This is a genomic window from Streptomyces lacrimifluminis (genome assembly GCF_014646095.1).
GTDB classification, from domain to species: domain Bacteria; phylum Actinomycetota; class Actinomycetes; order Streptomycetales; family Streptomycetaceae; genus Streptomyces; species Streptomyces lacrimifluminis.
This window is the reverse complement of record NZ_BMMU01000011.1, coordinates 145,808-164,237: the sequence shown is the minus strand read 5'-3', so window position 1 is coordinate 164,237 and position 18,430 is coordinate 145,808. Positions and strand designations below refer to the sequence as shown.

Sequence of the window (18,430 nt, the reverse complement as noted above, 5' to 3'; positions counted from 1 at the left end):
AAGCCTCAGGGGTCCAACAGAAGAGGGGGAAACGTGATCGTCGTCTGGGTCAACGGCGCGTTCGGTGCGGGGAAGACCACCACCGCACGGGAGCTGATCGAACTGATCCCGAACAGCACGCTCTTCGACCCCGAGGTCATCGGTGGCGCACTCATGCACCTGCTGCCGCCGAAGCGCCTCGCCGAGGTCGGCGACTTCCAGGACCTGCCGATCTGGCGGCGGCTCGTCGTGGACACCGCGGCCGCCATGCTCGCCGAGTTCGGAGGGACCCTGGTGGTGCCCATGACGCTGCTCCGCCAGGAGTACCGCGACGAGATCTTCGGCGGTCTCGCCGCCCGCAGGATCGCGGTCCGGCATATGCTCCTCGCCCCGGCGGAAACGATCCTGCGCGAGCGAATAGCCACCCGGGAGGTCCCCCCGGACCTCCCGGACGGGGAGATACGGATACGGCAGTGGTCGTACGACCAGATCGAGCCGTACCGGACGGCGCTCGCCTCCTGGCTCACCGCCGACGCCCACCCGGTCGACACCAGCACCCTCACCCCGTACGAGACGGCCGTACGGATCGCCGGAGCCGTCAGCGCGGGGACCGCGCCCGTGTGCGACATCGTGCAGACCCCGGAACCCACCGGCGAGACGGTGGCCTCCGGGGTCCTGCTCTTCGACGAACAGGACCGGGTCCTGCTCGTCGACCCGACCTACAAGGCCGGCTGGGAGTTCCCCGGCGGGGTCGTCGAGCGGGGCGAGGCACCCGCGCGTGCGGGCATCCGCGAGGTCGCCGAGGAGACGGGCATCCACCTCACCGGCGTACCCCGGCTCCTCGTCATCGACTGGGAGCCGCCCGCGCCGCCCGGCTACGGCGGGCTCCGCCTCCTCTTCGACGGCGGGCGGCTCGACAGCGCCGAGGCCGGGCGGCTGCTGCTGCCCGGCCCCGAACTGCGCGGCTGGCGCTTCGTCACCGAGGAGGAGGCCGCCGAGCTGCTCCCTCCCGTCCGCTACGAGCGTCTGCGCGGGGCGCTGCGGGCGCGCGAGCAGGGCGCCGCGCTCTATCTGGAGGCAGGGGTGGCGGTGGGACAGGCCGAGGCGGAGTAACCCGCTCCCGGCGGGATCAGGACGCCGCGTAGTTCCGGAGGAACAGGGCCTCTGCCACCGACAGGCGCTCCAGTTCCTCCGGGGACACGCTCTCGTTCACCGCGTGGATCTGGGCCTCCGGCTCACTCAGTCCGATCAGCAGGATCTCGGCCTCCGGATAGAGCGACGCGAGCGTGTTGCAGAGGGGGATCGAGCCGCCCTGGCCCGCGTACTGCATCTCCTGGCCGGGGTACGCGACCGCCATGGCCTCGGCCATCGCCGCGTACGCGGGGCTCGCGGTGTCGGCGCGGAACGGCTGGCCCTGGCCGATCTGTTCCGTGCTGACCCGCGCGCCCCACGGCGTGTGCGCCGTCAGATGGGCCTCCAGGAGCTTGGTCGCCGCCGCCGCGTCCACGCCCGGCGGCACCCGCAGGCTGACCAGCGCGCGGGCGCCCGCCTGCACGGACGGGGTGGCGCCGACCACCGGCGGGCAGTCGATGCCCAGGACCGTGACCGCCGGGCGCGCCCAGATCCGGTCGGCGACCGGTCCGGAGCCGATCAGCTCCACACCGTCGAGCACCTTGGCGTCCGTGCGGAACTGCCCCTCGTCGTACTGGAGCCCGTCCCACGACGCCTCGTCCGTGAGCCCGTCGACCGTCGTCGAACCGTCCTCGGCCCGCAGCGAGTCGAGGACGCGGATCAGCGCGCCCAGCGCGTCGGGCGCGGCCCCGCCGAACTGGCCCGAGTGGAGGTTGCCCTCCAGGGTGTCGATCCGGACGCGTACGAGGGCCATGCCGCGCAAGGTGGAGGTGACCGTCGGCAGACCGACCCGGAAGTTGCCGGAGTCGCCGACGACGATCGCGTCGGCGGCGAGCAGTTCCGGGTGTTGCTCGGCGTACCGCTCCAGCCCGCCCGTGCCCATCTCCTCCGAACCCTCGGCGATCACCTTGACGTTGACCGGGACGCCGCCGTTCGCCCTGAGGGCCCGCAGCGCGAGCAGGTGCATGATGAGGCCGCCCTTGCAGTCGGCGGCGCCGCGCCCGTACCAGCGGCCGTCGCGCTCGGTCAGCTCGAACGGCGGGGTCGCCCAGCCGGCCTCGTCGAGCGGCGGCTGCACGTCGTAGTGGGCGTAGAGGAGGACGGTCTTCGCGCCCTCGGGGCCGGGCAGGAAGCCGTACACCGACTGTGTGCCGTCCGGGGTGTCGAGCAGGGCCACGTCCTGGAAGCCGTCGGCGAGCAGCGCGTCGGCGACCCAGTTCGCGGCGGCCTCGCTCTCGCTCTTCGGGAACTGCTCGAAGTCCGCCACCGACTTGAACGCCACCAGTTCGGTGAGCTCCGCCCGTGCCCTCGGCATGAGGGAGGCGACGGTCTCGGCGACCGGATTCGAGGACATGGGCACGCTCCTTGTGGGTGCGACGTTGTACGAAAGAAGTCCTGAGATCCTCCCACAGCGGACTGTGGCGACGCCCGCCGTAGGATGCGGGAGAACAGGTGCGGCAGGCGGACGGATCGGGAGCACTACACCATCGTGAGCAGCGAGAACTCTTCGGCGGACGACGTGGCGCAGGTGTGGGACGTCGTTGTGGTGGGGGCGGGACCCGCGGGGGCCTCGGCCGCGTATGCGGCGGCGGTCGCGGGCCGCAGTGTGCTGTTGCTGGAGAAGGCGGAACTGCCGCGCTACAAGACGTGCGGCGGCGGGATCATCGGCCCCTCGCGGGACTCCTTGCCGCCCGGCTTCGAACTGCCCTTCCGGGACCGGGTGCACGCGGTCACGTTCTCCAACAACGGCCGCTTCACGCGCACCCGCCGCTCCAGGCAGATGCTGTTCGGCCTGATCAACCGGCCGGAGTTCGACCAGCAGCTCGTCGAGCACGCCCAGAAGGCGGGCGCCGAGCTGCGTACGGGGGTCACGGTGTCGCGGGTCGAGCAGCACGGCTCGGCGGTGCCGGACCGGCGGACGGTCGCCGTCGTCCTGCAGGGCGGTGAGACCGTGCTCGGCCGCGCTGTCGTGGGCGCGGACGGCAGCGCCAGCCGCATAGGAGCGCATGTCGGGGTGAAACTCGACCAGGTGGATCTCGGCCTGGAGGCGGAGATCCCGGTCCCGGAGACCGTCGCCGAGGACTGGCAGGGGCGGGTGCTCATCGACTGGGGCCCCATGCCCGGCAGTTACGGCTGGGTGTTCCCCAAGGGGGACACGCTGACGGTGGGAGTGATCTCCGCGCGCGGTGAGGGCGCGGCGACCAAGCGGTACCTGGAGGACTTCATCGCCAGGCTGGGGCTGGCCGGCTTCGAACCGAGCATCTCCTCCGGCCACCTGACGCGTTGCCGTGCCGACGACTCGCCGCTGTCCCGCGGCCGGGTGCTGGTCTGTGGTGACGCGGCGGGCCTGCTGGAGCCGTGGACCCGCGAGGGCATCTCGTTCGCCCTGCGCTCGGGGAGGCTCGCGGGGGAGTGGGCGGTACGGATCGCGGAGGCGCACGACGCCGTGGACACGCGTCGACAGGCCCTCAACTACGCGTTCGCGATCAAGGCGGGTCTCGGCGTCGAGATGGCCGTCGGCCGGAGCATGCTGAAGGCGTTCGAGCGGCGGCCCGGCCTCTTCCACGCCGCCCTGACCGGTTTCCGCCCGGCGTGGAACGCCTTCCGGGACATCACCCGTGGCTCCACCTCACTGGGTGAGCTGGTGCGCACCCACCCCATGGCCGGGCGCGCGCTGACCGTGCTCGACAGGCCCTGAGGCCTAGTACAGGTCCCGAGCGGTGGTCACGGTGTGACGGTGATCCGGAAGACGGGGTGCTTGGGAGCGGCGGCGAGCAGTTCCTCGTCGGTCGAGTTCGCGTCGACGTCGCCGAAGAAGCGCCCTACTTCCCAGCCCCACTTCTTGAGGTAGGTGCGCAGTACGACCGGCTTCTCCGCGTCGGGCAGCTCGACCGCGGTGAACTCCTGTACCCGGCGGCCGACCTTGAGCCGGCCGCCGCCGGCGGCGCGCATGTTCCGCACCCATTCGGAGTGGCCGCGAGCCGAGACGAGGTACGGGCCGCCCTCGTAGGGCAGCGGGTTGACGGGCACCTGGCGCCATTCGCCGCTCTTGCGGCCGAGCACGGAGAGCTCGGCGGTACCCATGAGGCTCACGCCGTGGCGTGCGAGCCGGCCGATGATCCCGTTCAGCACCTTGTCGAACGCCTTGGGCTTCACATAGTGGGCTGACGACGACGGCATGGTGTCCTCCTGGAGTTCTGGCAGCAGAGCGCGGAAGCGCCGCCACTTACGAGAGCACTGCTCTCGCTTGAGAGCAGTCTGCCGGAGATCGGTGGTCTAGAGCAAGAGCGCTGCTCTCTTTTTAGTTCGTTGCTCTCGTTTGTGTGCACTGATCTAAAAGCATGGAACACTCGCATCCATGAGCACCGCACAAGGAGCCCGCGCCCGCGCCCGGATCGAAGTCACCTCGGCGATCAAGGACGAGGCGCGCAGACAGCTCGCGGCGGAAGGCGCCGCCAAGCTCTCGCTGAGGGCCGTCGCCCGAGAACTGGGCATGGTCTCCTCCGCGCTGTACCGCTACTTCCCCAGCCGCGACGACCTGCTGACCGCTCTCATCATCGACGCCTACGACTCCCTCGGCGAGGCCGCCGAAGCCGCCCACGCAGCCGCTTCGGACACCGGCCCGCTGCGGCGCTGGGTCGCGGTGTGCGACGCGGTGCGAGGCTGGGCACTGGGCCATCCCCACGAGTACGCGCTGATCTACGGCTCGCCCGTCCCTGGCTACACCGCGCCCGACACGACCGTGCGGGCCGCCTCCCGGGTCGGCCTGCTGCTCACCCGCATCGTGCGGGACGCCCACCGGAGCGTCGGCGTGGCGCGTACCCCGATCCCCGTCGAACTGCGCCCCGAGGCCGAGCGGTTGACCGCCGACCTCGCCCCCGACCTCCCGCCGGAGGTGACGATGGCGCTCGTCGCGGCCTGGGCCCAGGTGTACGGCCTGATCGGGTTCGAGCTGTTCGGCCAGTTCAACCGGGTGGTGGAGGACCGGGAGACGTTCTTCCGGTATTCCGTCAGCCGGATCGCCCACGAGGTGGGGCTGGTGTTCCCCGAGAAGGAGTAGGGGCGCGGCCGGCGAGCTCTCGGACCACCTTCGAACTCGGCGAGTACGTCTTTGAGGCGATCCGGCGATCCGGCGATCCGGCGATCCGGTGCGGTGCCTCCGGCTTTCTGGTGAAGGACAGCGAACCGGACGAACTCCTGCGCGCCGTACGGGCGGTGGTCGTGGGTGACGCGTTGCTCTCGCCCGGAGCCACCCGGCATCTGATTGGCGAGTTCGCCGCCCGTTCGAAGGAACCGGCCGCCGCCGGTGCCCTCGCCCGGCTCACCGAGCGGGAACGGGAGTGACGGCCCTCGTCGGAATCGGCCTGTCCGACTAGGAGATCGCCCGGCGCCTGGTCGTCGGCCCACTCACCGCGAAGACTCATGTGAGCCGCACGATGTGAAGCCGGGCACCCGCGACCGGGCCCAACTGGTCGTGCCGGACTACGAGTCGGGGTTGGTGCGGCCGGGCTGGATCGGCTGAGCCCTACCGGTGCCGTCGTTCTCGCGGGCGAAGCGGATCAGCACGCTGACCACGCGCACGGCGAACAGGACGGCGCCCAGCGTCGCCCCCGAGGCGATGAGCGTGGTCTGCGCGGTACCCGACAGCCCGAAGACCCATGCGGGACCGGCCACCACCGCGAAGACGAGGGCCGCCAGGAACGCGGCGCTGCACAGGGCGTATCCGATCTCCACGGTGACCGCGTCCCGCCGCGCCTGGGAGTCTCGCGCGCGGCCCTGCCCCATGTGTCCCCCGTAGTTGTCCATCCGCCGAGTCAAACAGGCGGGTGCCCGGCCGGGCAAGGCGCCCCGGCCGGGCACGGTGGCTGGAATGCCCTCTCAGTCGCGTGCCGGCACCGGTTCGGCCAACGCCTCCTGCTGCTGCGGGGACTTCGCGACCACGACGGACCGACTCGGGCGCCGGGTGCGCAGACCGGGGAGCGTGGCGAGCAGGCCGGCGAGGGCGATGCCCGTCACGACGATCAGCCCGGGCCGGTAGGCGTCGAGGACGGCCTGCGGTGAGGGGTTCTCGGGGGTGCCGGCGGTGACCACCGCCGTCACGACGGCCAGGAAGATCGCGCCGCCCACCTGGACCGAGGTGTTCAACAGGCCGGAGACCATGCCCTGTTCGTGGTCGTCGACGCCGTTCGTGGCCTGGATGTTGAGGGAGGGGAAGACCAGCGCGAAGGCTCCGCCTATCAGCACCATCGACGGCAGGATGAGGGTGGCGTAGCTCGGGTCGAGGCTGACGCGGAGGAACAGCGCGTACCCGGTGATCATCAGTGCGAAGCCCGCCACGATCAGCCGTTGGGTGCCGAACCGGTCGACGATCGCGCCCATCTTCGTCGCGGACAGCGCGACGATCACCCCCGCAGGCAGGAAGGCGAGCGCCGTGTGCAGCGCCGACCAGCCGAGCAGCGACTGCATGTAGATGGTCACCAGGAACTGGAATCCGACGTACGAGCCGAAGAGGGTCAACGCGCCGAGCTGGGCGCGGATCTGGGGACCGGAGCGCAGCACACCGAGCCGGATCAGCGGTCCGGCGGAGCGCCGCTCGACGCGGACGAAGACGGTCAGCAGCACGGCCACCGCGAGGAACGACAACAGCGTGCGGGCCGATGCCCAGCCGACTTCCGGTGCCTGGACGACGGTGAAGACCAGCAGCAGCATCGAGGCGGTTCCGAGAATCGCGCCGGGGACGTCGTAGCCGTTGTGGTTCTTCTCGCGCTCGCTGCGCGGCAGCAGCTTCAGGCCCGCGACCAGGGCGAGCACGGCGACCGGCGCCGGCAGCAGCATGGTAAGGCGCCAACTCGCCTCGGTGAGCAGGCCGGAGAGCACCAGGCCCATCGAGAAGCCGGTGGCCGCGCAGGTGGTGTAGATCGACAGGGCCCGGTTGCGCAGCGGGCCCTCCGCGAACGTCGTGGTGATGATGGACAGGCCGGCCGGCGCGGTGAAGGCGGCGCTGAGCCCCTTGACGAACCGGCTGGCGATCAGCAACGGACCCGAGTCGACGAGCCCGCCGAGCAGCGAGGCGAGTGCGAAGACACCGAGCGCCACGAGGAACACCTGCCGGCGGCCGAGCAGATCGGCGGTCCTGCCGCCGAGGAGCAGGAGTCCGCCGTATCCCAGGATGTAGCCACTGACGATCCATTGCAGCGTCGAGGTGGAGAGGCCGAGTTCGGAGCCGATGGACGGCAGCGCGACACCGACCATCGACACGTCCAGCGCGTCCAGGAACATCGCGGCGCAGAGCACGAGCAGGGTGCCCCACAGGCGGGGAGTCCAGCGTCCGTCGGACGCCGGGGTGTTGAGCGGAGAGGTCATGGCAGAGACATTACATGCGCGTGCATCGAATGCAAATGCATGTAATGCTCGCGCAACAAATGACGGGTCGGCCTCAGACGGCCGACTTTTCCTGCCACAGGGCGGCGAGCGCTGCATCGCCGCTCACGCCGGGGAACGGCTGCCGGTTCCACAGCGCCAGGTAGAGAGCCGCGGCGGGGCCGGTCACCTCGCAGTCGGCTTCCTGGGCTGCTGGAACGGCCTGATCGGCCTGATCGGCCTGATTCGTGGTGCGCTGGGCCGCCGGCGGCTCCGACGACAGCCGTACGGTCCACTCCGCGTCGCCCCTGTCGGTCGCCCGCACCCGCAGAACCCGCGGCTCCTCCGTGCGGGCCCGGCTCTTGGCGCGGGCGTGGAAACCGAGCAGGAGTTCGTCGATGCCGTCCGTGGCGAAGTCCGGGGCGAGCGGGGTGGGCGTGATGCCGAGGGCGAACTGGGCGTCCACCCGGTGCACGGCGGTTTCGTGGGCCTGCCGCCGGGCCCAGAACGCGAGCGGTGAGGGGGCGGGCAAGAAGCTCCAGCACTCCACGTCGGGCGGGGCCGAGGTGAGGGTGTCGACGAGAGCGCGATGGCCCTCCCGGAACCAGGTGAGCAGCGCGCTGCCGTCGAGGTCGGGCGGGCCGCCGAGGCGCTGGGGCGACATCTGCCGCTCGGCGACGTACGAGGCGGCCCAGCGGTGCACCGCGCCCATGTGTCGCACCAGGTCGCGCACCCGCCAGTCCGGGCAGGTCGGCACCTTGGCGTCGGTCCCCGCCTGCTCGGCGGCGGCGGCCAGCAACTGGCCCTCCGCGTCCAGGATTTCCACGAAGCGCGCGGTCTCCATCAGAGCGTTCTCCAGTCGAGAGTCGAGAGTCGAGAGTCGAGAGAGCTGCGAGTCGAGAGGGGCGAGGATTCCGAGTGCTCTCTGAGGTGGTTCCTACCTCAGGAACGCTTCGGCGGTCGCCACGAACCTGTCCGCGTCGTCGAGCCACGGGAAGTGTCCGGCGCCCGGCTGGACGACCAGTTCGGCGTGCGGGAACAGTCCCGGGAGCTCGGCCATCGCGGGCGGTGGGGAGTTGAGGTCGACCTCCCCGGCCAGTACGAGCACCGGTGAAGTGAGACGGGCGAGTGCCGCGCGGGTGCCGACCGGGTCGAAGGCGCCCTCGGCGGCGAAGACCGCCGCGGCATCGTTGTTGCGCTGCACCTCCTCCGCCGCCCGGTGGACGCGGGCGGCCTCGTCCCAACGGCCGTACCAGAAAGGTGCGATGGCCTGGAAGGCGTCGGCTCCGGCCCGGCCCGCGACGAGCGCCTCCAGGGCGGCGAACGCCTCCGGGAACCACGGCTCGTCCCGGCGTGACTGTGCCGTCCCGATCCGCATGTCGCCGGTGACGGTGACGCCGAGGGCCGCCACGCTGGGCGTGATCAGCGCGAGCCTGCCGATGCGTTCGGGATGCCGGGCCGCGTACAGCACGGCCAGGTTCGTGCCGGCGGAGTGACCGAGCAGGTCCAGCCGGTCGAGGCCGAGGTGCTCGCGCAGGGCCTCGACGTCTTCTACGAGGCGGTCGCAGCGGTAGGACGCGGGGTCCTCCGGTACGGCCGACCGGCCGGTTCCCCGGAGGTCGAGCATGATCAGGCGCCGGTGCGCGGACAGACCGCCGAGGTCCCCGAGGTAGACGGAGTCCTGCATCGGGCCGCCGGGCAGGCAGATCAGTGGTGGCCCCTCCCCGAGTTCGCGACAAGCCAGCTTGGTTCCGTCGTACGCGGAGAAGGCAGACATGGCCATGACTCTCGCAGCGGTGTGCCGGCCGGGCAACCGGGTTTTGGGTGGGGCCGGACTACGGAGAAGGCGTTGGTTGCGAACATGTTCGGCCCACGGCTTCCCTTGGCCATCCGGCCATCCGGCCATCCGGCCATCCGGTCGCCGGTCCGTCGCTCGGCAGGGTTCTTCCGGCGTGGGTCGGGGGAAGTGAGCGCTCATACCGCAGTCGAGGCGCGGATCATCAGCACCCCCCGTGCCGGGTGGGACCGGACTTCTCCCCTGCCATGCGGCGACCCCGACGTTCGGGGGAGGGGTATCCGGGCGTACGCCTGCCCCACTCCAGGAACCTCGTGCACTGGCGGTTCCTCGGCGGGCCGCCCGACAGCCCTCGACTGCTGTGTTGACCGGGCGGCCGGACTCCGGCGGGATGCCGGCGCCGAATCGGCCTCGTACTGGTATCTGAGCCACGTGGACGGCCCTCCCTTGCCTGGTACTTCCTGTACGTCACCGCCGACGACCGGGGCGAGACGGTGCTGTGTGTGGCCAGTGGGAACCGGGACACGGGTGACCGAGAAGATGACGCCGGGGTCGGACGAAACATGGTTGAGGACCCACACGGGCGTCCCCTTCGAGCAGGCCGACATGGTCGACGCCTTCGAGTCCGCCTCCCCGGGAGCGGGGGTTGACCGAGGCCACCGGTCCACCCGGTCCGCCGGCGTGCTCGTCCGCCCCGCCGCCCGTCCCGGGGTTGGGTAGGCTCAGGCCATGCGGATCTCCGTTTCCTCGGACATGGACGAACCCGTGGCTCGCGCTCTCCTGGGGCAACTGCGCGACCGTGGCCACGATGTGGTGACGTTCGGTGCGCTGAGCGCCGGCGATGATCCGCAGTGGGCCGCCTGCACGGAGGCGGCGGCTCGCGAGGTCGCCGCCGGGAACGCCGACCAGGCCGTTGTGTGCTGCTGGACCGGTACGGGCGCGTCGATCGCCGCGAACAAGGTGCCCGGTGTGCGCGCGGCCCTGTGCACGGACGCCTACACGGCGGACGGCGCGCGCCGCTGGAACGACGCCAACGTGCTCGTGCTCGGCCTGCGTCTGACATCGGAGCCGCTGCTCAAGGAGATCCTCGACGCCTGGTTCGCCGCCGAGGCGAGCGAGGACTCCGAGGACAGGGAGAACGTGGCCCGCGTGGACCGACTCGACAGTGGCAGAAGTGCCCTGTGAGGCAAGGCAGTTGAGGGCGTCGTCCTCGGGCGCCGGTCCGCCGCCCGGGCCATGGTTGCTCAGACCGTGATGACCCTGAGCCCGGCCTCCTCGAACAGTCCCACCGTCGCCTCGTCCGCCGCTGTGTCCGTGACCAGTGTGTCCACGGATCCCACCGCGCAGATCCGGGCGAACGCCCGCCGCCCCAGCTTGCTGGAGTCGGCGGCGACCACCACGCGCTCGGCGCGCTCGCACAGCAGCCGGTTGACCGCGGCTTCCGCCTCGTCGTTCGCCGCCGCTCCGTGCGTGACGTCGAAGGCGACCACGCCCAGCACGGCCAGGTCGATCGTGATCTGGCCCAGCACGCCGTCGGCGAGCGGCCCGATGAGTTCGTACGACTGCGGACGGGCGACCCCACCTGTCACCACGATCTTGAACTGGGGCCGTACGGCAAGCTCGGTGGCGATGTTCAGCGCGTTCGTGACGATCGTCAGCGCGGGCGACCCGGCGGTCAGATCGCCGCGTACGGCCAACGCGCGCGCCACCTCCGTCGTGGTCGTACCGCCCGTCAGGCCCACCGCCTCGCCGGGGGAGACCAGGTCCGCGACCGCTCTCGCGATGCGCTGTTTCTCGGAGGCGCGGCGAGCGGTCTTGTAGCGCAGCGGCAGTTCGTAGGACACGCCGTGCACGACCGCGCCGCCCCGGGTGCGCACGAGCATCTGCTGCTCTGCGAGCTGGTCGAAGTCGCGGCGGATCGTCGCGGCCGACACCTCCAGCTCGGCCGCCGCCTCCTCGACCTCCAGCCGGCCCCGCTCGACAAGCAGCTCCAGCAGGGACTTCCAGCGGGCGTCGCGGGACATTCGGACTCTCCGTTCCTCGATCTTCGGCGACCCTAGCGCACCGAAAGTTCACCTCACTCCTTCCAGATAATGCTTGATTCTGCTCGAAAGCTGGCTATATTTTGCAGAAAAAAGCATTGCGATGACTCTCTGGGGGAGGGGCAGGGCATGACCCATATAGAGGACGAGCTGAACAGCCAGCCCGAGTGCTGGTCCCGCGCTGCCGGGGAGGCTGCCGGGCACGCCGGCGCGTTGCCGGTGGCGGGGGAGCGGGTCGCGATCGTGGGCTGCGGCACCTCGTACTTCATGGCGCAGGCCGTCGCGGCCCTGCGGGAAGGCGCGGGCCAGGGCGAGACGGACGCCTTCGCCGCCTCCGAGTTCCCCTACGGCCGCCCGTACGACCGGGTCGTCGCCCTCACCCGGTCCGGTACCACCACCGAGGTGCTCGAACTGCTCGGGCGGCTGCGGAGCGCCGCGCCCGAGGGTGCCCGGACGCGGACGACAGCCATAACCGCCGATCCCCGAACTCCCGTGAGGGAAGCCGCCGATGCACTCGTCGTGATCGGCTACGCGGACGAACGGTCCGTCGTGCAGACGCGGTTCGCCACCACCGCCGTCACGCTTCTCCGCGCCCATCTCGGACTGCACGACGAGGCCGCGGTCGACGACTGCCGTACGGCGCTGGCCGCTGCGTTGCCCGAAGGGCTCGTCGACTGCGCGCAGTTCACCTTCCTCGGCCGGGGCTGGACGGTGGGGCTCGCCAACGAAGCCGGGCTGAAGATGCGCGAGGCGTCCCTGTCCTGGACCGAGGCGTACCCGGCGATGGAGTACCGGCACGGTCCCATCAGCGTCACCACCCGGGGTACGGCGACCTGGATGTTCGGCGAGGCGCCGGAAGGGCTGGCCGAACAGGTGCGGGCCACGGGGGCGTTGTGGGTGGCCGGGACCCTCGATCCGCTCGCCGAACTCGTGCGCGCGCAGCGCCTCGCGGTCGCGGTGGCGGCGAGGCGGGGTCTCGATCCGGACCGCCCGCGTCACCTCACCCGCTCGGTGATCCTCACCCCCTGAGGCCTCGTCGGCACCAGATGCTGCATGGTTGCCGACCGAAAGGAGTGACAGGTGCCGATCGTCACCACCGGCGAGCTCATCACCAGGGCCGCCGCCGCACGTTCGGCGGTCGTCGCGTTCAACATCGTCACCCTTGAGCATGTCGAGGCCGTCATCGCCGGTGCCGAGGAGGCGGGTTCACCCGTCGTCCTCCAGGTCAGCGAGAACGCCGTCAAGTTCCGCCACGGACGGCTCCTCCCGCTGGCCCGCGCCGCCGTCTCGGCCGCCGAACGCGCCGCCGTGCCCGTCGCGTTGCACCTCGACCACGTGCAGAGCGACGACCTGCTGCGGCAGGCCCCCGGCGCCGGATTCAGCTCCGTGATGTACGACGCGGCCAGGCTGTCCTACGCCGAGAACCTCACCGCGACCCGCGCCGCCGCCGACTGGGCGCACGCCCAAGGGCTCTGGATCGAGGCTGAGTTGGGACAGGTGGGCGGCAAGGACGGACGAGTTCCGCTGGACGCGCACGAACCCGGAGCCCGTACCGACCCCGCAGAGGCCCGTGCCTTCGTCACCGATTCGGGGGTGGACGCCTTGGCCGTGGCCGTCGGCAGCTCGCACGCCATGACCACCCGGACGGCAGCCCTCGACCAGGATCTCCTGAAGCGGCTGTCCGCCACCCTGGACGTCCCCCTCGTCCTGCACGGCTCCTCCGGCGTACCGGACGACCAGCTCGTGGCCGCCGTCGCGGCCGGGATCACCAAGGTCAACATCGGTACTGCCCTCAACATCGCCATGACCGGCGCCATCAGGGAGTTCCTCGGCGCCCACCCCGAGGCCGTCGACTCGCGCAAGTACCTCGGCGTGGGCCGGGAGGCGATGGCGCGGGCGGTGACGCGGATCATCGGCGTGCTGTGCTGACAGAGAGGTCCGCTGGTAGTTTTTCACCATGCGGGAAACGGAGCTGTATCTGGGTGAGCCGCCTCACGTGGCGAACGCCGGCGTCGGCGTACACGGCGTCGCGAGCCGGACCGACGTCTTCCGGCTGCCCGAGCTGTGGCAGCTGCACCTCTACCAGTACGAGGCCGAGCTCACCGTCGACGGCACAGTGCACGTCGTCCGCCCGGGCCGGGTCAGCCTCGTACCGCCCGGCAGCACGGTCCGCTTCCGCTACCAGGGCCGCTCCGAGCACCTCTACGCCCACCTGCGCATCCCGGCCGTCGGCCCGTCGCGCACGGTTCCCGTCGTTCAGGACTCCGGCCCCGAACTCCCCAACCTCACCGGCCTGTTGCTCGCGGCGATCGCCGCCTTGCCGCGCACACCCGAGCGCACGAGAGCCGAGATCTGGACCGCGCTGTGGCGTATCGCCCACCTGCCCCCGGACACCGAACGCCCCGGTCCCGGCCCGCATCCGGCGGTCGGCGCCGCCATCGCGTACATCGAGAGCCGACTGGCCGCCCCGCTCACCGTGCCCGCCGTCGCTCGGGCGGCGGGTGTCTCGCACAACCACCTGACCAGGCTCTTCAAGGCCGCGACCGGCGACACGGTGGTGGGCTACGTCCGCCGCCGCAGACTCGACCGCGCCCGCCACCTGCTGCGTGCCACGACCCTCTCCATCCCCGCCGTGGCGGCCTCCGTCGGCATCCCCGACCTACAGGCCTTCAACAAGGCGTGCCGACGCGAACTCGGCGCGTCACCCCGGGCCCTGCGGGGAGAGGCAACGCCGAACACTCCATGAAGTTGTCAAAATTCACTCCCCGACTCCTACTGCCGACCACCTCACTGCTTCACGGCCTTCAGGACCACGAACTTGGCGTCACTCGCGACGAGCCGGCTGTTGCCGAACAGCTTCCGCAACTTGATGTGATAGCCGAGATGCCGGTTGCCGATCACATACAGCTCACCGCCCGGCCGCAGCGCCCGCCGCGCGCCCGTGAACATCCGCCAGGCCGTGGCGTCCGACGTCGCCTGGTGGGTGTGGAACGGCGGATTGTTGAGGACGAGATCGACGCTCTCGTCCGCGACCCCCGCCAGCCCGTCCCCGACCCGGAACTCGGCACGCCCGTCGGGCAACCCGTTGGCCCGGTACGTCGCCTGCGCCGAGGCCACCGCCTGGAACGACTCGTCGACGAACAGCAGCTCGGCTTCCGGCGCGGCCAGTGCCACCGCCGTACCGACCACACCGTTCCCGCAGCCCAGGTCCACCACCCGGGCGGTGCCCGACGGCTCCGGCAGATGCCGGAGGAAGAACCGGGTGCCGATGTCGAGGCGCTCGGCGCAGAAGACGCCCGCATGGTTGACGACAGGGCGCCCCGACGCCGGGCCGACACCGTCGGGCAGCTCGTAGCGGTACGGCCAGGGACTGGCACCCCCGTCCACCGAAGGACCGACGGTGGCATGGATGAGCCGGGCCTTCTTCTCCGCGAGGGAGGTCCGGGTCGGGCCGATGATCCGCTCGAACAGCTTCAGCGTGGAGGTGTGGATCTCCTTCACCATGCCGGTGCCGACGACGACCGTGCCCTCGTGCAGCGCGGGCGCCAGCCGCAGCAACTGGTCCTCAAGGAGCGCCAGACTCTTCGGGACCCGCACGAGCAGCACGTCGATCCGCTCCGGCGGCGGGTCCTGGGTGGTGAGCAGCCGTACGGAACCCTCGTCCGCACCGGCCCGCCGCAGGTTCGCCCGCGTCGCCTCCTGGGCCAGGAACGAGTCGGTGATCTGCGTCGGCCGGTGTGCCGCGAGCGCCGTGGTGAGAGCGCCCCAGCGGTCGCCGACGACCACGACCGTGCCGGACAGCTCGGTCCCGGACTCGGCGAGGTGCCCGAGGAGGTAGTCGTCGGAGGCGTCCCAGGCGCGCAGCCGCTCGCGCGGATCGGCGGGGAAACGGGTCAGCGTCAGCTCGGACCAGGGAGTTCTCATACGGTCGGTCATCGTGTCCCACCCTACCGATCAGCAGCTCACCCCCGTCCGCACGGTCGGGCAGGATGGGACCATGGAGGCCGAACTGTTCCCCAGACCTCGTACGGAGATCGCGCCGGGCGCGATGCATGTGCCGGACTGGCTGGACGCGGCGCGTCAGCGCGAGTTGCTGGGCGCCTGCCGCGACTGGGCGCGCCCACCCGCCGGCCTGCGTACGGTCCGGACGCCCGGCGGCGGCACGATGACCGCCCGGCAGGTGTGTCTAGGCCGCCACTGGTATCCGTACGGTTATGCGAACACGGTCGTCGACGGCGACGGCTCGCCCGTGAAACCGTTCCCCGAGTGGCTGGGCGAGCTGGGGAGGCAGGCGGCCGGCACAGCGGCGTACGAGTGCGCTGGCGACTACGACATCGCGTTGGTCAACTTCTACGATGCCGACGCCCGCATGGGCATGCATCGCGACAGCGACGAGAAGTCGGCCGCGCCCGTGGTGTCCCTGAGCCTCGGCGACACCTGCGTCTTCCGCTTCGGGAACACGGCGACCCGGACCCGGCCGTACACCGACGTCGAGCTGCGCAGCGGCGACCTGTTCGTATTCGGCGGTGCCTCCAGGCTCGCGTACCACGGGGTGTCACGGGTGTACGCGGGCACGGCGCCGCCGGAGTTGGGGCTGACCGGCCGGTTGAACATCACGCTCCGGGTCAGCGGTTTCTAGGCAGACCGCGCGGTCGGCGGTCGTGGGGATCATGGGAGACTCGCCCTCATGAGCGGCAAGGTTGAGGGGACCACCTCAAGGACGCGGTTGGACCGGGGGCGCGGCGCACTCGGGCCCGCCTTGGAGCTCGTGCACACCGGCCGGGCGCCCACCCGGGCCGTGCTCACCGCCGAGCTGGGGGTCACCCGGGCAACGGCGGGTGCGGTGGCAGCCGAGCTGGAGGCGCTCGGGCTGATCAGCGTGGACGCGCGGCCCGGGGCGGCGGCCGGCTCGCAGGGGCGCCCCTCGCACCGGCTCGATGTCGCCGAGGACGGGCCGGTCGTGCTGGCGGCGCAGGTGCACGCGGACGGGTTCCGGGCCGCGCTGGTCGGGCTCGGCGGGCGGATCGTCGCCACGGCGCCCGGCTGCGAGACCGTCGACGCCGACCCGGCGAAGGTGCTCGGCTCGGTCGTGGAAGCGGGCGCCGACCTGCTGCACAACACCGGGCGCCGGTGCGTGGGCGCCGGTCTCGCGGTGCCGTCGGCCGTCGCCGAACCCGAGGGCCTGGCCCTGAACCCGCTGCACCTCGCCTGGCCGGCCGGCGCGGCGGTACGGGAGATCTTCGCCGAGCGGGTACGGGCGGCGGGCATCGCCGGTCCGGCCTTCGCGGGCAACGACGTCAACCTCGCCGCGCTCGCCGAACACCGGCACGGCGCCGGACGCGGCGCCCGCGACCTGCTCTGTGTGGCCACCGGGCACCGGGGTGTCGGCGGGGCGCTGGTCCTCGACGGGCGCCTGCACACGGGCAGTTCGGGCCTCGCGCTCGAAGTCGGCCACCTCACCGTCAACCCCGAGGGGCGCTCCTGCCACTGCGGCAGCCGGGGCTGCCTGGACGTCGAGGCCGACCCGCTCGCCTTCCTCACGGTGGCGGGCCGCGACCCCGGCCCCGAGGTGTCCCTGCTCCAGCAGGCCAACGACCTGATCCGCGACCAGTACCCGGACCCGGCGATCCGCACGGCCGCCGAGACCCTGATCGACCGCCTGGGCCTGGGCCTGGCAGGCCTCGTGAACATCCTCAACCCGGACCGCATCATCCTCGGCGGTCTGCACCGCACCCTCCTCGACGCCGACCCGGACCGCCTGCGCGCGGTGGTCGCCGACCGCAGCCTGTGGGGCCGCAGCGGCAGCGTCCCCATCCTCGCCTGCACGCTGGACCACAACAGCCTCGTCGGAGCGGCCGAGTTGGCGTGGCAGCCGGTGCTGGACGATCCGCTGAGGGCGCTCGCGTAGTACGCCGCCGAGGCCCGCCGCACGCACCGCACGACCGGGATGTGGGCGGGCGCGATCCCCGCCCCGCAGCCCAGGGGCGACCTGACCCGGCAGTCAGGACCGGTCCGGCCGTCCTTGGACATCCCCGCGCCGACACCCCCGGGAAGCAGCCGAACGTGCCCCGGGTACTTCCGATCCGAGGAGGTACGCGCACTGCCGCTGGCTCGTACGACGTCCCGGAGCCCCTCCCGGCGCGAACCGTCGGCCAGACCCGCGGCCAACTGCGCGCCATGGTCCGCTGGGAGCCGGTCCTCGTCGCCGCCTTCGGCACGGTCGGCGGGCTGGCCCGCGGCGGCTTCCTCGGCTGGGTACTGGTGAAGGCCTCGGACGGCGCGAGCGACAGTGCCTTCGCCTTCGCGCTGCCGCCCGCACAGCTCGTGATGGTGGCCCTGGTGGGCGTCGCGGCCGACGCATTCGCGGGCCTGCGGCCCGGCCCGGCGGGCGGCACGCCTGGACGTACTGCGTGCCATGGCCACCGAGTGACGTACGGACAGAGGCGGGGGAGGGATACCGCTGGTCACCGCCCGGTCAGCCGACAACGGCCGACCGGGCGGGAGCGTGTTCCGGCCTGCGCCGGATTGCCCCCGGCTTGCGCCCCTTGTCGTACGCCAGTTCTTCGTACCCGGGGCCAGCGCACAGTTGTTCATCGAATGACTGAATTGCTGGTGCCGCAGCGGGCCTGGTCTCCGGGGTCGCCACCACCGGCGTGAGCGTCGGCAGAGTGAACCAGACGACCTTTCCGGACTCGCCGTCCGGCCGCACTCCCCAGCTCTCGCTGACCGCGGCGACCATGGCGAGGCCGCGTCCGCAGGTGGCAGTGGGATCCGCGTCCCGCAGTTCGGGAATGCGCGGGTCGTGGTCGTGCACCGAGACCGTGAGCCGGTCGAGCAGGACCTCGATGTCCACGGTGCACATCTTGTCGGGCTGGGCGTGCCGGTGGACGTTGGTGAGCAGTTCGGTCACACCGAGCGAGGCCCGGTCTATCAAGGGATCCAGATGCCAGTAGCGCAATTGTGCAGAGACGATTCTGCGGACCTGGCCGATCCGCGACGGCAGGGCTTGGAGCTCCACCGTGCAGTGCCTGCTTGGGTGACTGATCACGGCTTGCGACTCCCCGAATTGAGGTCCGGAAGAAGACACGAGATCCGATCCAGCAGAGTGCCTGCGTGCATTGGG

General features: G+C 71.4%; 18 protein-coding genes and 2 pseudogenes. 11 read left to right on the top strand and 9 right to left on the bottom strand.

Annotated elements, in window-relative coordinates; genetic code table 11:
- Positions 1 to 33: 33 nt before the first annotated feature.
- On the top strand, positions 34 to 1,092 hold the full coding sequence (locus IEY89_RS18645; RefSeq protein ID WP_189148551.1) for an NUDIX hydrolase: 1,059 nt from the start codon (positions 34 to 36) through the stop codon (positions 1,090 to 1,092).
- A 16-nt stretch (positions 1,093 to 1,108) separates the two neighbouring features.
- Here IEY89_RS18645 and IEY89_RS18640 read toward each other — a convergent pair whose 3' ends face one another.
- Entirely contained in the window at positions 1,109 to 2,464 is a 1,356-nt protein-coding gene (locus IEY89_RS18640; RefSeq protein WP_189148550.1) for a dipeptidase, read from the bottom strand.
- Positions 2,465 to 2,599: 135 nt separating this feature from the next.
- Here IEY89_RS18640 and IEY89_RS18635 point away from each other — a divergent pair, with 135 nt between their 5' ends.
- A complete protein-coding gene (locus IEY89_RS18635) occupies positions 2,600 to 3,808 on the top strand; it encodes a geranylgeranyl reductase family protein (RefSeq protein ID WP_189148549.1) in 1,209 nt (402 codons plus the stop codon).
- 26 nt (positions 3,809 to 3,834) lie between these two features.
- On the opposite strand, the gene IEY89_RS18630 is transcribed toward IEY89_RS18635, so the two are convergent.
- Entirely contained in the window at positions 3,835 to 4,290 is a 456-nt protein-coding gene (locus IEY89_RS18630) for a nitroreductase family deazaflavin-dependent oxidoreductase (protein ID WP_189148548.1), read from the bottom strand.
- A 178-nt stretch (positions 4,291 to 4,468) separates the two neighbouring features.
- On the opposite strand from IEY89_RS18630, the gene IEY89_RS18625 reads away from it, so the two are divergent.
- Both IEY89_RS18625 and IEY89_RS18620 read left to right on the top strand, forming a co-directional pair.
- Complete coding sequence (locus tag IEY89_RS18625; protein ID WP_189148547.1) at positions 4,469 to 5,170, top strand: TetR/AcrR family transcriptional regulator; 702 nt, start codon at positions 4,469 to 4,471, stop codon at positions 5,168 to 5,170.
- Between the two features lie 23 nt (positions 5,171 to 5,193).
- A pseudogene (locus IEY89_RS18620) lies at positions 5,194 to 5,632 on the top strand (LuxR C-terminal-related transcriptional regulator); the annotation flags it as partial.
- On the opposite strand, the gene IEY89_RS18615 reads toward IEY89_RS18620, so the two are convergent.
- The 4 genes from IEY89_RS18615 to IEY89_RS18600 form a co-directional block, all read right to left on the bottom strand.
- A complete protein-coding gene (locus IEY89_RS18615; RefSeq protein ID WP_229695302.1) occupies positions 5,593 to 5,916 on the bottom strand; it encodes a DUF6332 family protein in 324 nt (107 codons plus the stop codon). The pseudogene IEY89_RS18620 and the gene IEY89_RS18615 sit on opposite strands and share 40 nt — an antisense overlap.
- 72 nt (positions 5,917 to 5,988) lie before the next feature.
- Positions 5,989 to 7,473 (bottom strand): MFS transporter, encoded by a 1,485-nt coding sequence (locus IEY89_RS18610; RefSeq protein ID WP_189148546.1) that lies wholly within the window; start codon positions 7,471 to 7,473, stop codon positions 5,989 to 5,991.
- A gap of 73 nt (positions 7,474 to 7,546) precedes the next feature.
- A complete protein-coding gene (locus tag IEY89_RS18605) occupies positions 7,547 to 8,314 on the bottom strand; it encodes a maleylpyruvate isomerase family mycothiol-dependent enzyme (protein ID WP_189148545.1) in 768 nt (255 codons plus the stop codon).
- Between the two features lie 93 nt (positions 8,315 to 8,407).
- A complete protein-coding gene (locus IEY89_RS18600) occupies positions 8,408 to 9,247 on the bottom strand; it encodes an alpha/beta fold hydrolase (protein WP_189148544.1) in 840 nt (279 codons plus the stop codon).
- Positions 9,248 to 9,994: 747 nt separating this feature from the next.
- Here IEY89_RS18600 and IEY89_RS18595 point away from each other — a divergent pair.
- Positions 9,995 to 10,450, top strand: coding sequence for an RpiB/LacA/LacB family sugar-phosphate isomerase (locus tag IEY89_RS18595; protein WP_189148543.1), 456 nt, complete (start codon positions 9,995 to 9,997; stop codon positions 10,448 to 10,450).
- Between the two features lie 59 nt (positions 10,451 to 10,509).
- Here IEY89_RS18595 and IEY89_RS18590 read toward each other — a convergent pair whose 3' ends face one another.
- Complete coding sequence (locus IEY89_RS18590) at positions 10,510 to 11,289, bottom strand: DeoR/GlpR family DNA-binding transcription regulator (RefSeq protein WP_189148542.1); 780 nt, start codon at positions 11,287 to 11,289, stop codon at positions 10,510 to 10,512.
- A 147-nt stretch (positions 11,290 to 11,436) separates the two neighbouring features.
- Here IEY89_RS18590 and IEY89_RS18585 point away from each other — a divergent pair, with 147 nt between their 5' ends.
- From IEY89_RS18585 to IEY89_RS18575, 3 genes are read left to right on the top strand one after another with little or no spacing between them, the layout of a single operon-like run.
- Entirely contained in the window at positions 11,437 to 12,336 is a 900-nt protein-coding gene (locus IEY89_RS18585) for an SIS domain-containing protein (RefSeq protein WP_189148541.1), read from the top strand.
- A 51-nt stretch (positions 12,337 to 12,387) separates the two neighbouring features.
- Positions 12,388 to 13,236, top strand: a complete 849-nt coding sequence (locus tag IEY89_RS18580) for a class II fructose-bisphosphate aldolase (protein ID WP_189148540.1) — start codon at positions 12,388 to 12,390, stop codon at positions 13,234 to 13,236.
- A gap of 28 nt (positions 13,237 to 13,264) precedes the next feature.
- Entirely contained in the window at positions 13,265 to 14,053 is a 789-nt protein-coding gene (locus IEY89_RS18575; RefSeq protein ID WP_189148539.1) for an AraC family transcriptional regulator, read from the top strand.
- Positions 14,054 to 14,094: 41 nt separating this feature from the next.
- Here the strand turns inward: IEY89_RS18575 and IEY89_RS18570 are convergent, their stop codons facing one another.
- On the bottom strand, positions 14,095 to 15,243 hold the full coding sequence (locus IEY89_RS18570; RefSeq protein WP_229695301.1) for a methyltransferase: 1,149 nt from the start codon (positions 15,241 to 15,243) through the stop codon (positions 14,095 to 14,097).
- Between the two features lie 61 nt (positions 15,244 to 15,304).
- Here IEY89_RS18570 and IEY89_RS18565 point away from each other — a divergent pair, with 61 nt between their 5' ends.
- The 3 genes and pseudogenes from IEY89_RS18565 to IEY89_RS41675 form a co-directional block, all read left to right on the top strand.
- Positions 15,305 to 15,946: an alpha-ketoglutarate-dependent dioxygenase AlkB family protein gene (locus tag IEY89_RS18565; protein ID WP_189148639.1), complete on the top strand. Its 642-nt coding sequence runs from the start codon at positions 15,305 to 15,307 to the stop codon at positions 15,944 to 15,946.
- A 48-nt stretch (positions 15,947 to 15,994) separates the two neighbouring features.
- On the top strand, positions 15,995 to 17,215 hold the full coding sequence (locus tag IEY89_RS18560) for an ROK family protein (protein ID WP_189148538.1): 1,221 nt from the start codon (positions 15,995 to 15,997) through the stop codon (positions 17,213 to 17,215).
- Between the two features lie 233 nt (positions 17,216 to 17,448).
- A pseudogene (locus IEY89_RS41675) lies at positions 17,449 to 17,737 on the top strand (FtsX-like permease family protein); the annotation flags it as partial.
- Positions 17,738 to 17,782: 45 nt separating this feature from the next.
- Here IEY89_RS41675 and IEY89_RS18555 read toward each other — a convergent pair.
- A complete protein-coding gene (locus IEY89_RS18555) occupies positions 17,783 to 18,355 on the bottom strand; it encodes an ATP-binding protein (RefSeq protein WP_189148537.1) in 573 nt (190 codons plus the stop codon).
- Positions 18,356 to 18,430: the final 75 nt, after the last annotated feature.

Coding starts and splice junctions, on each gene's coding strand:
- IEY89_RS18625 (WP_189148547.1), top strand. CDS start 4,469: ATGAGCACCGCACAAGGAGCCCGCGCCCGCGCCCGGATCGAAGTCACC.
- IEY89_RS18640 (WP_189148550.1), bottom strand. CDS start 2,464: ATGTCCTCGAATCCGGTCGCCGAGACCGTCGCCTCCCTCATGCCGAGG.
- IEY89_RS18610 (WP_189148546.1), bottom strand. CDS start 7,473: ATGACCTCTCCGCTCAACACCCCGGCGTCCGACGGACGCTGGACTCCC.
- IEY89_RS18630 (WP_189148548.1), bottom strand. CDS start 4,290: ATGCCGTCGTCGTCAGCCCACTATGTGAAGCCCAAGGCGTTCGACAAG.
- IEY89_RS18570 (WP_229695301.1), bottom strand. CDS start 15,243: ATGACCGACCGTATGAGAACTCCCTGGTCCGAGCTGACGCTGACCCGT.
- IEY89_RS18615 (WP_229695302.1), bottom strand. CDS start 5,916: ATGGACAACTACGGGGGACACATGGGGCAGGGCCGCGCGCGAGACTCC.
- IEY89_RS18575 (WP_189148539.1), top strand. CDS start 13,265: ATGCGGGAAACGGAGCTGTATCTGGGTGAGCCGCCTCACGTGGCGAAC.
- IEY89_RS18560 (WP_189148538.1), top strand. CDS start 15,995: ATGAGCGGCAAGGTTGAGGGGACCACCTCAAGGACGCGGTTGGACCGG.
- IEY89_RS18600 (WP_189148544.1), bottom strand. CDS start 9,247: ATGTCTGCCTTCTCCGCGTACGACGGAACCAAGCTGGCTTGTCGCGAA.
- IEY89_RS18565 (WP_189148639.1), top strand. CDS start 15,305: ATGGAGGCCGAACTGTTCCCCAGACCTCGTACGGAGATCGCGCCGGGC.
- IEY89_RS18585 (WP_189148541.1), top strand. CDS start 11,437: ATGACCCATATAGAGGACGAGCTGAACAGCCAGCCCGAGTGCTGGTCC.
- IEY89_RS18605 (WP_189148545.1), bottom strand. CDS start 8,314: ATGGAGACCGCGCGCTTCGTGGAAATCCTGGACGCGGAGGGCCAGTTG.
- IEY89_RS18590 (WP_189148542.1), bottom strand. CDS start 11,289: ATGTCCCGCGACGCCCGCTGGAAGTCCCTGCTGGAGCTGCTTGTCGAG.
- IEY89_RS18595 (WP_189148543.1), top strand. CDS start 9,995: ATGCGGATCTCCGTTTCCTCGGACATGGACGAACCCGTGGCTCGCGCT.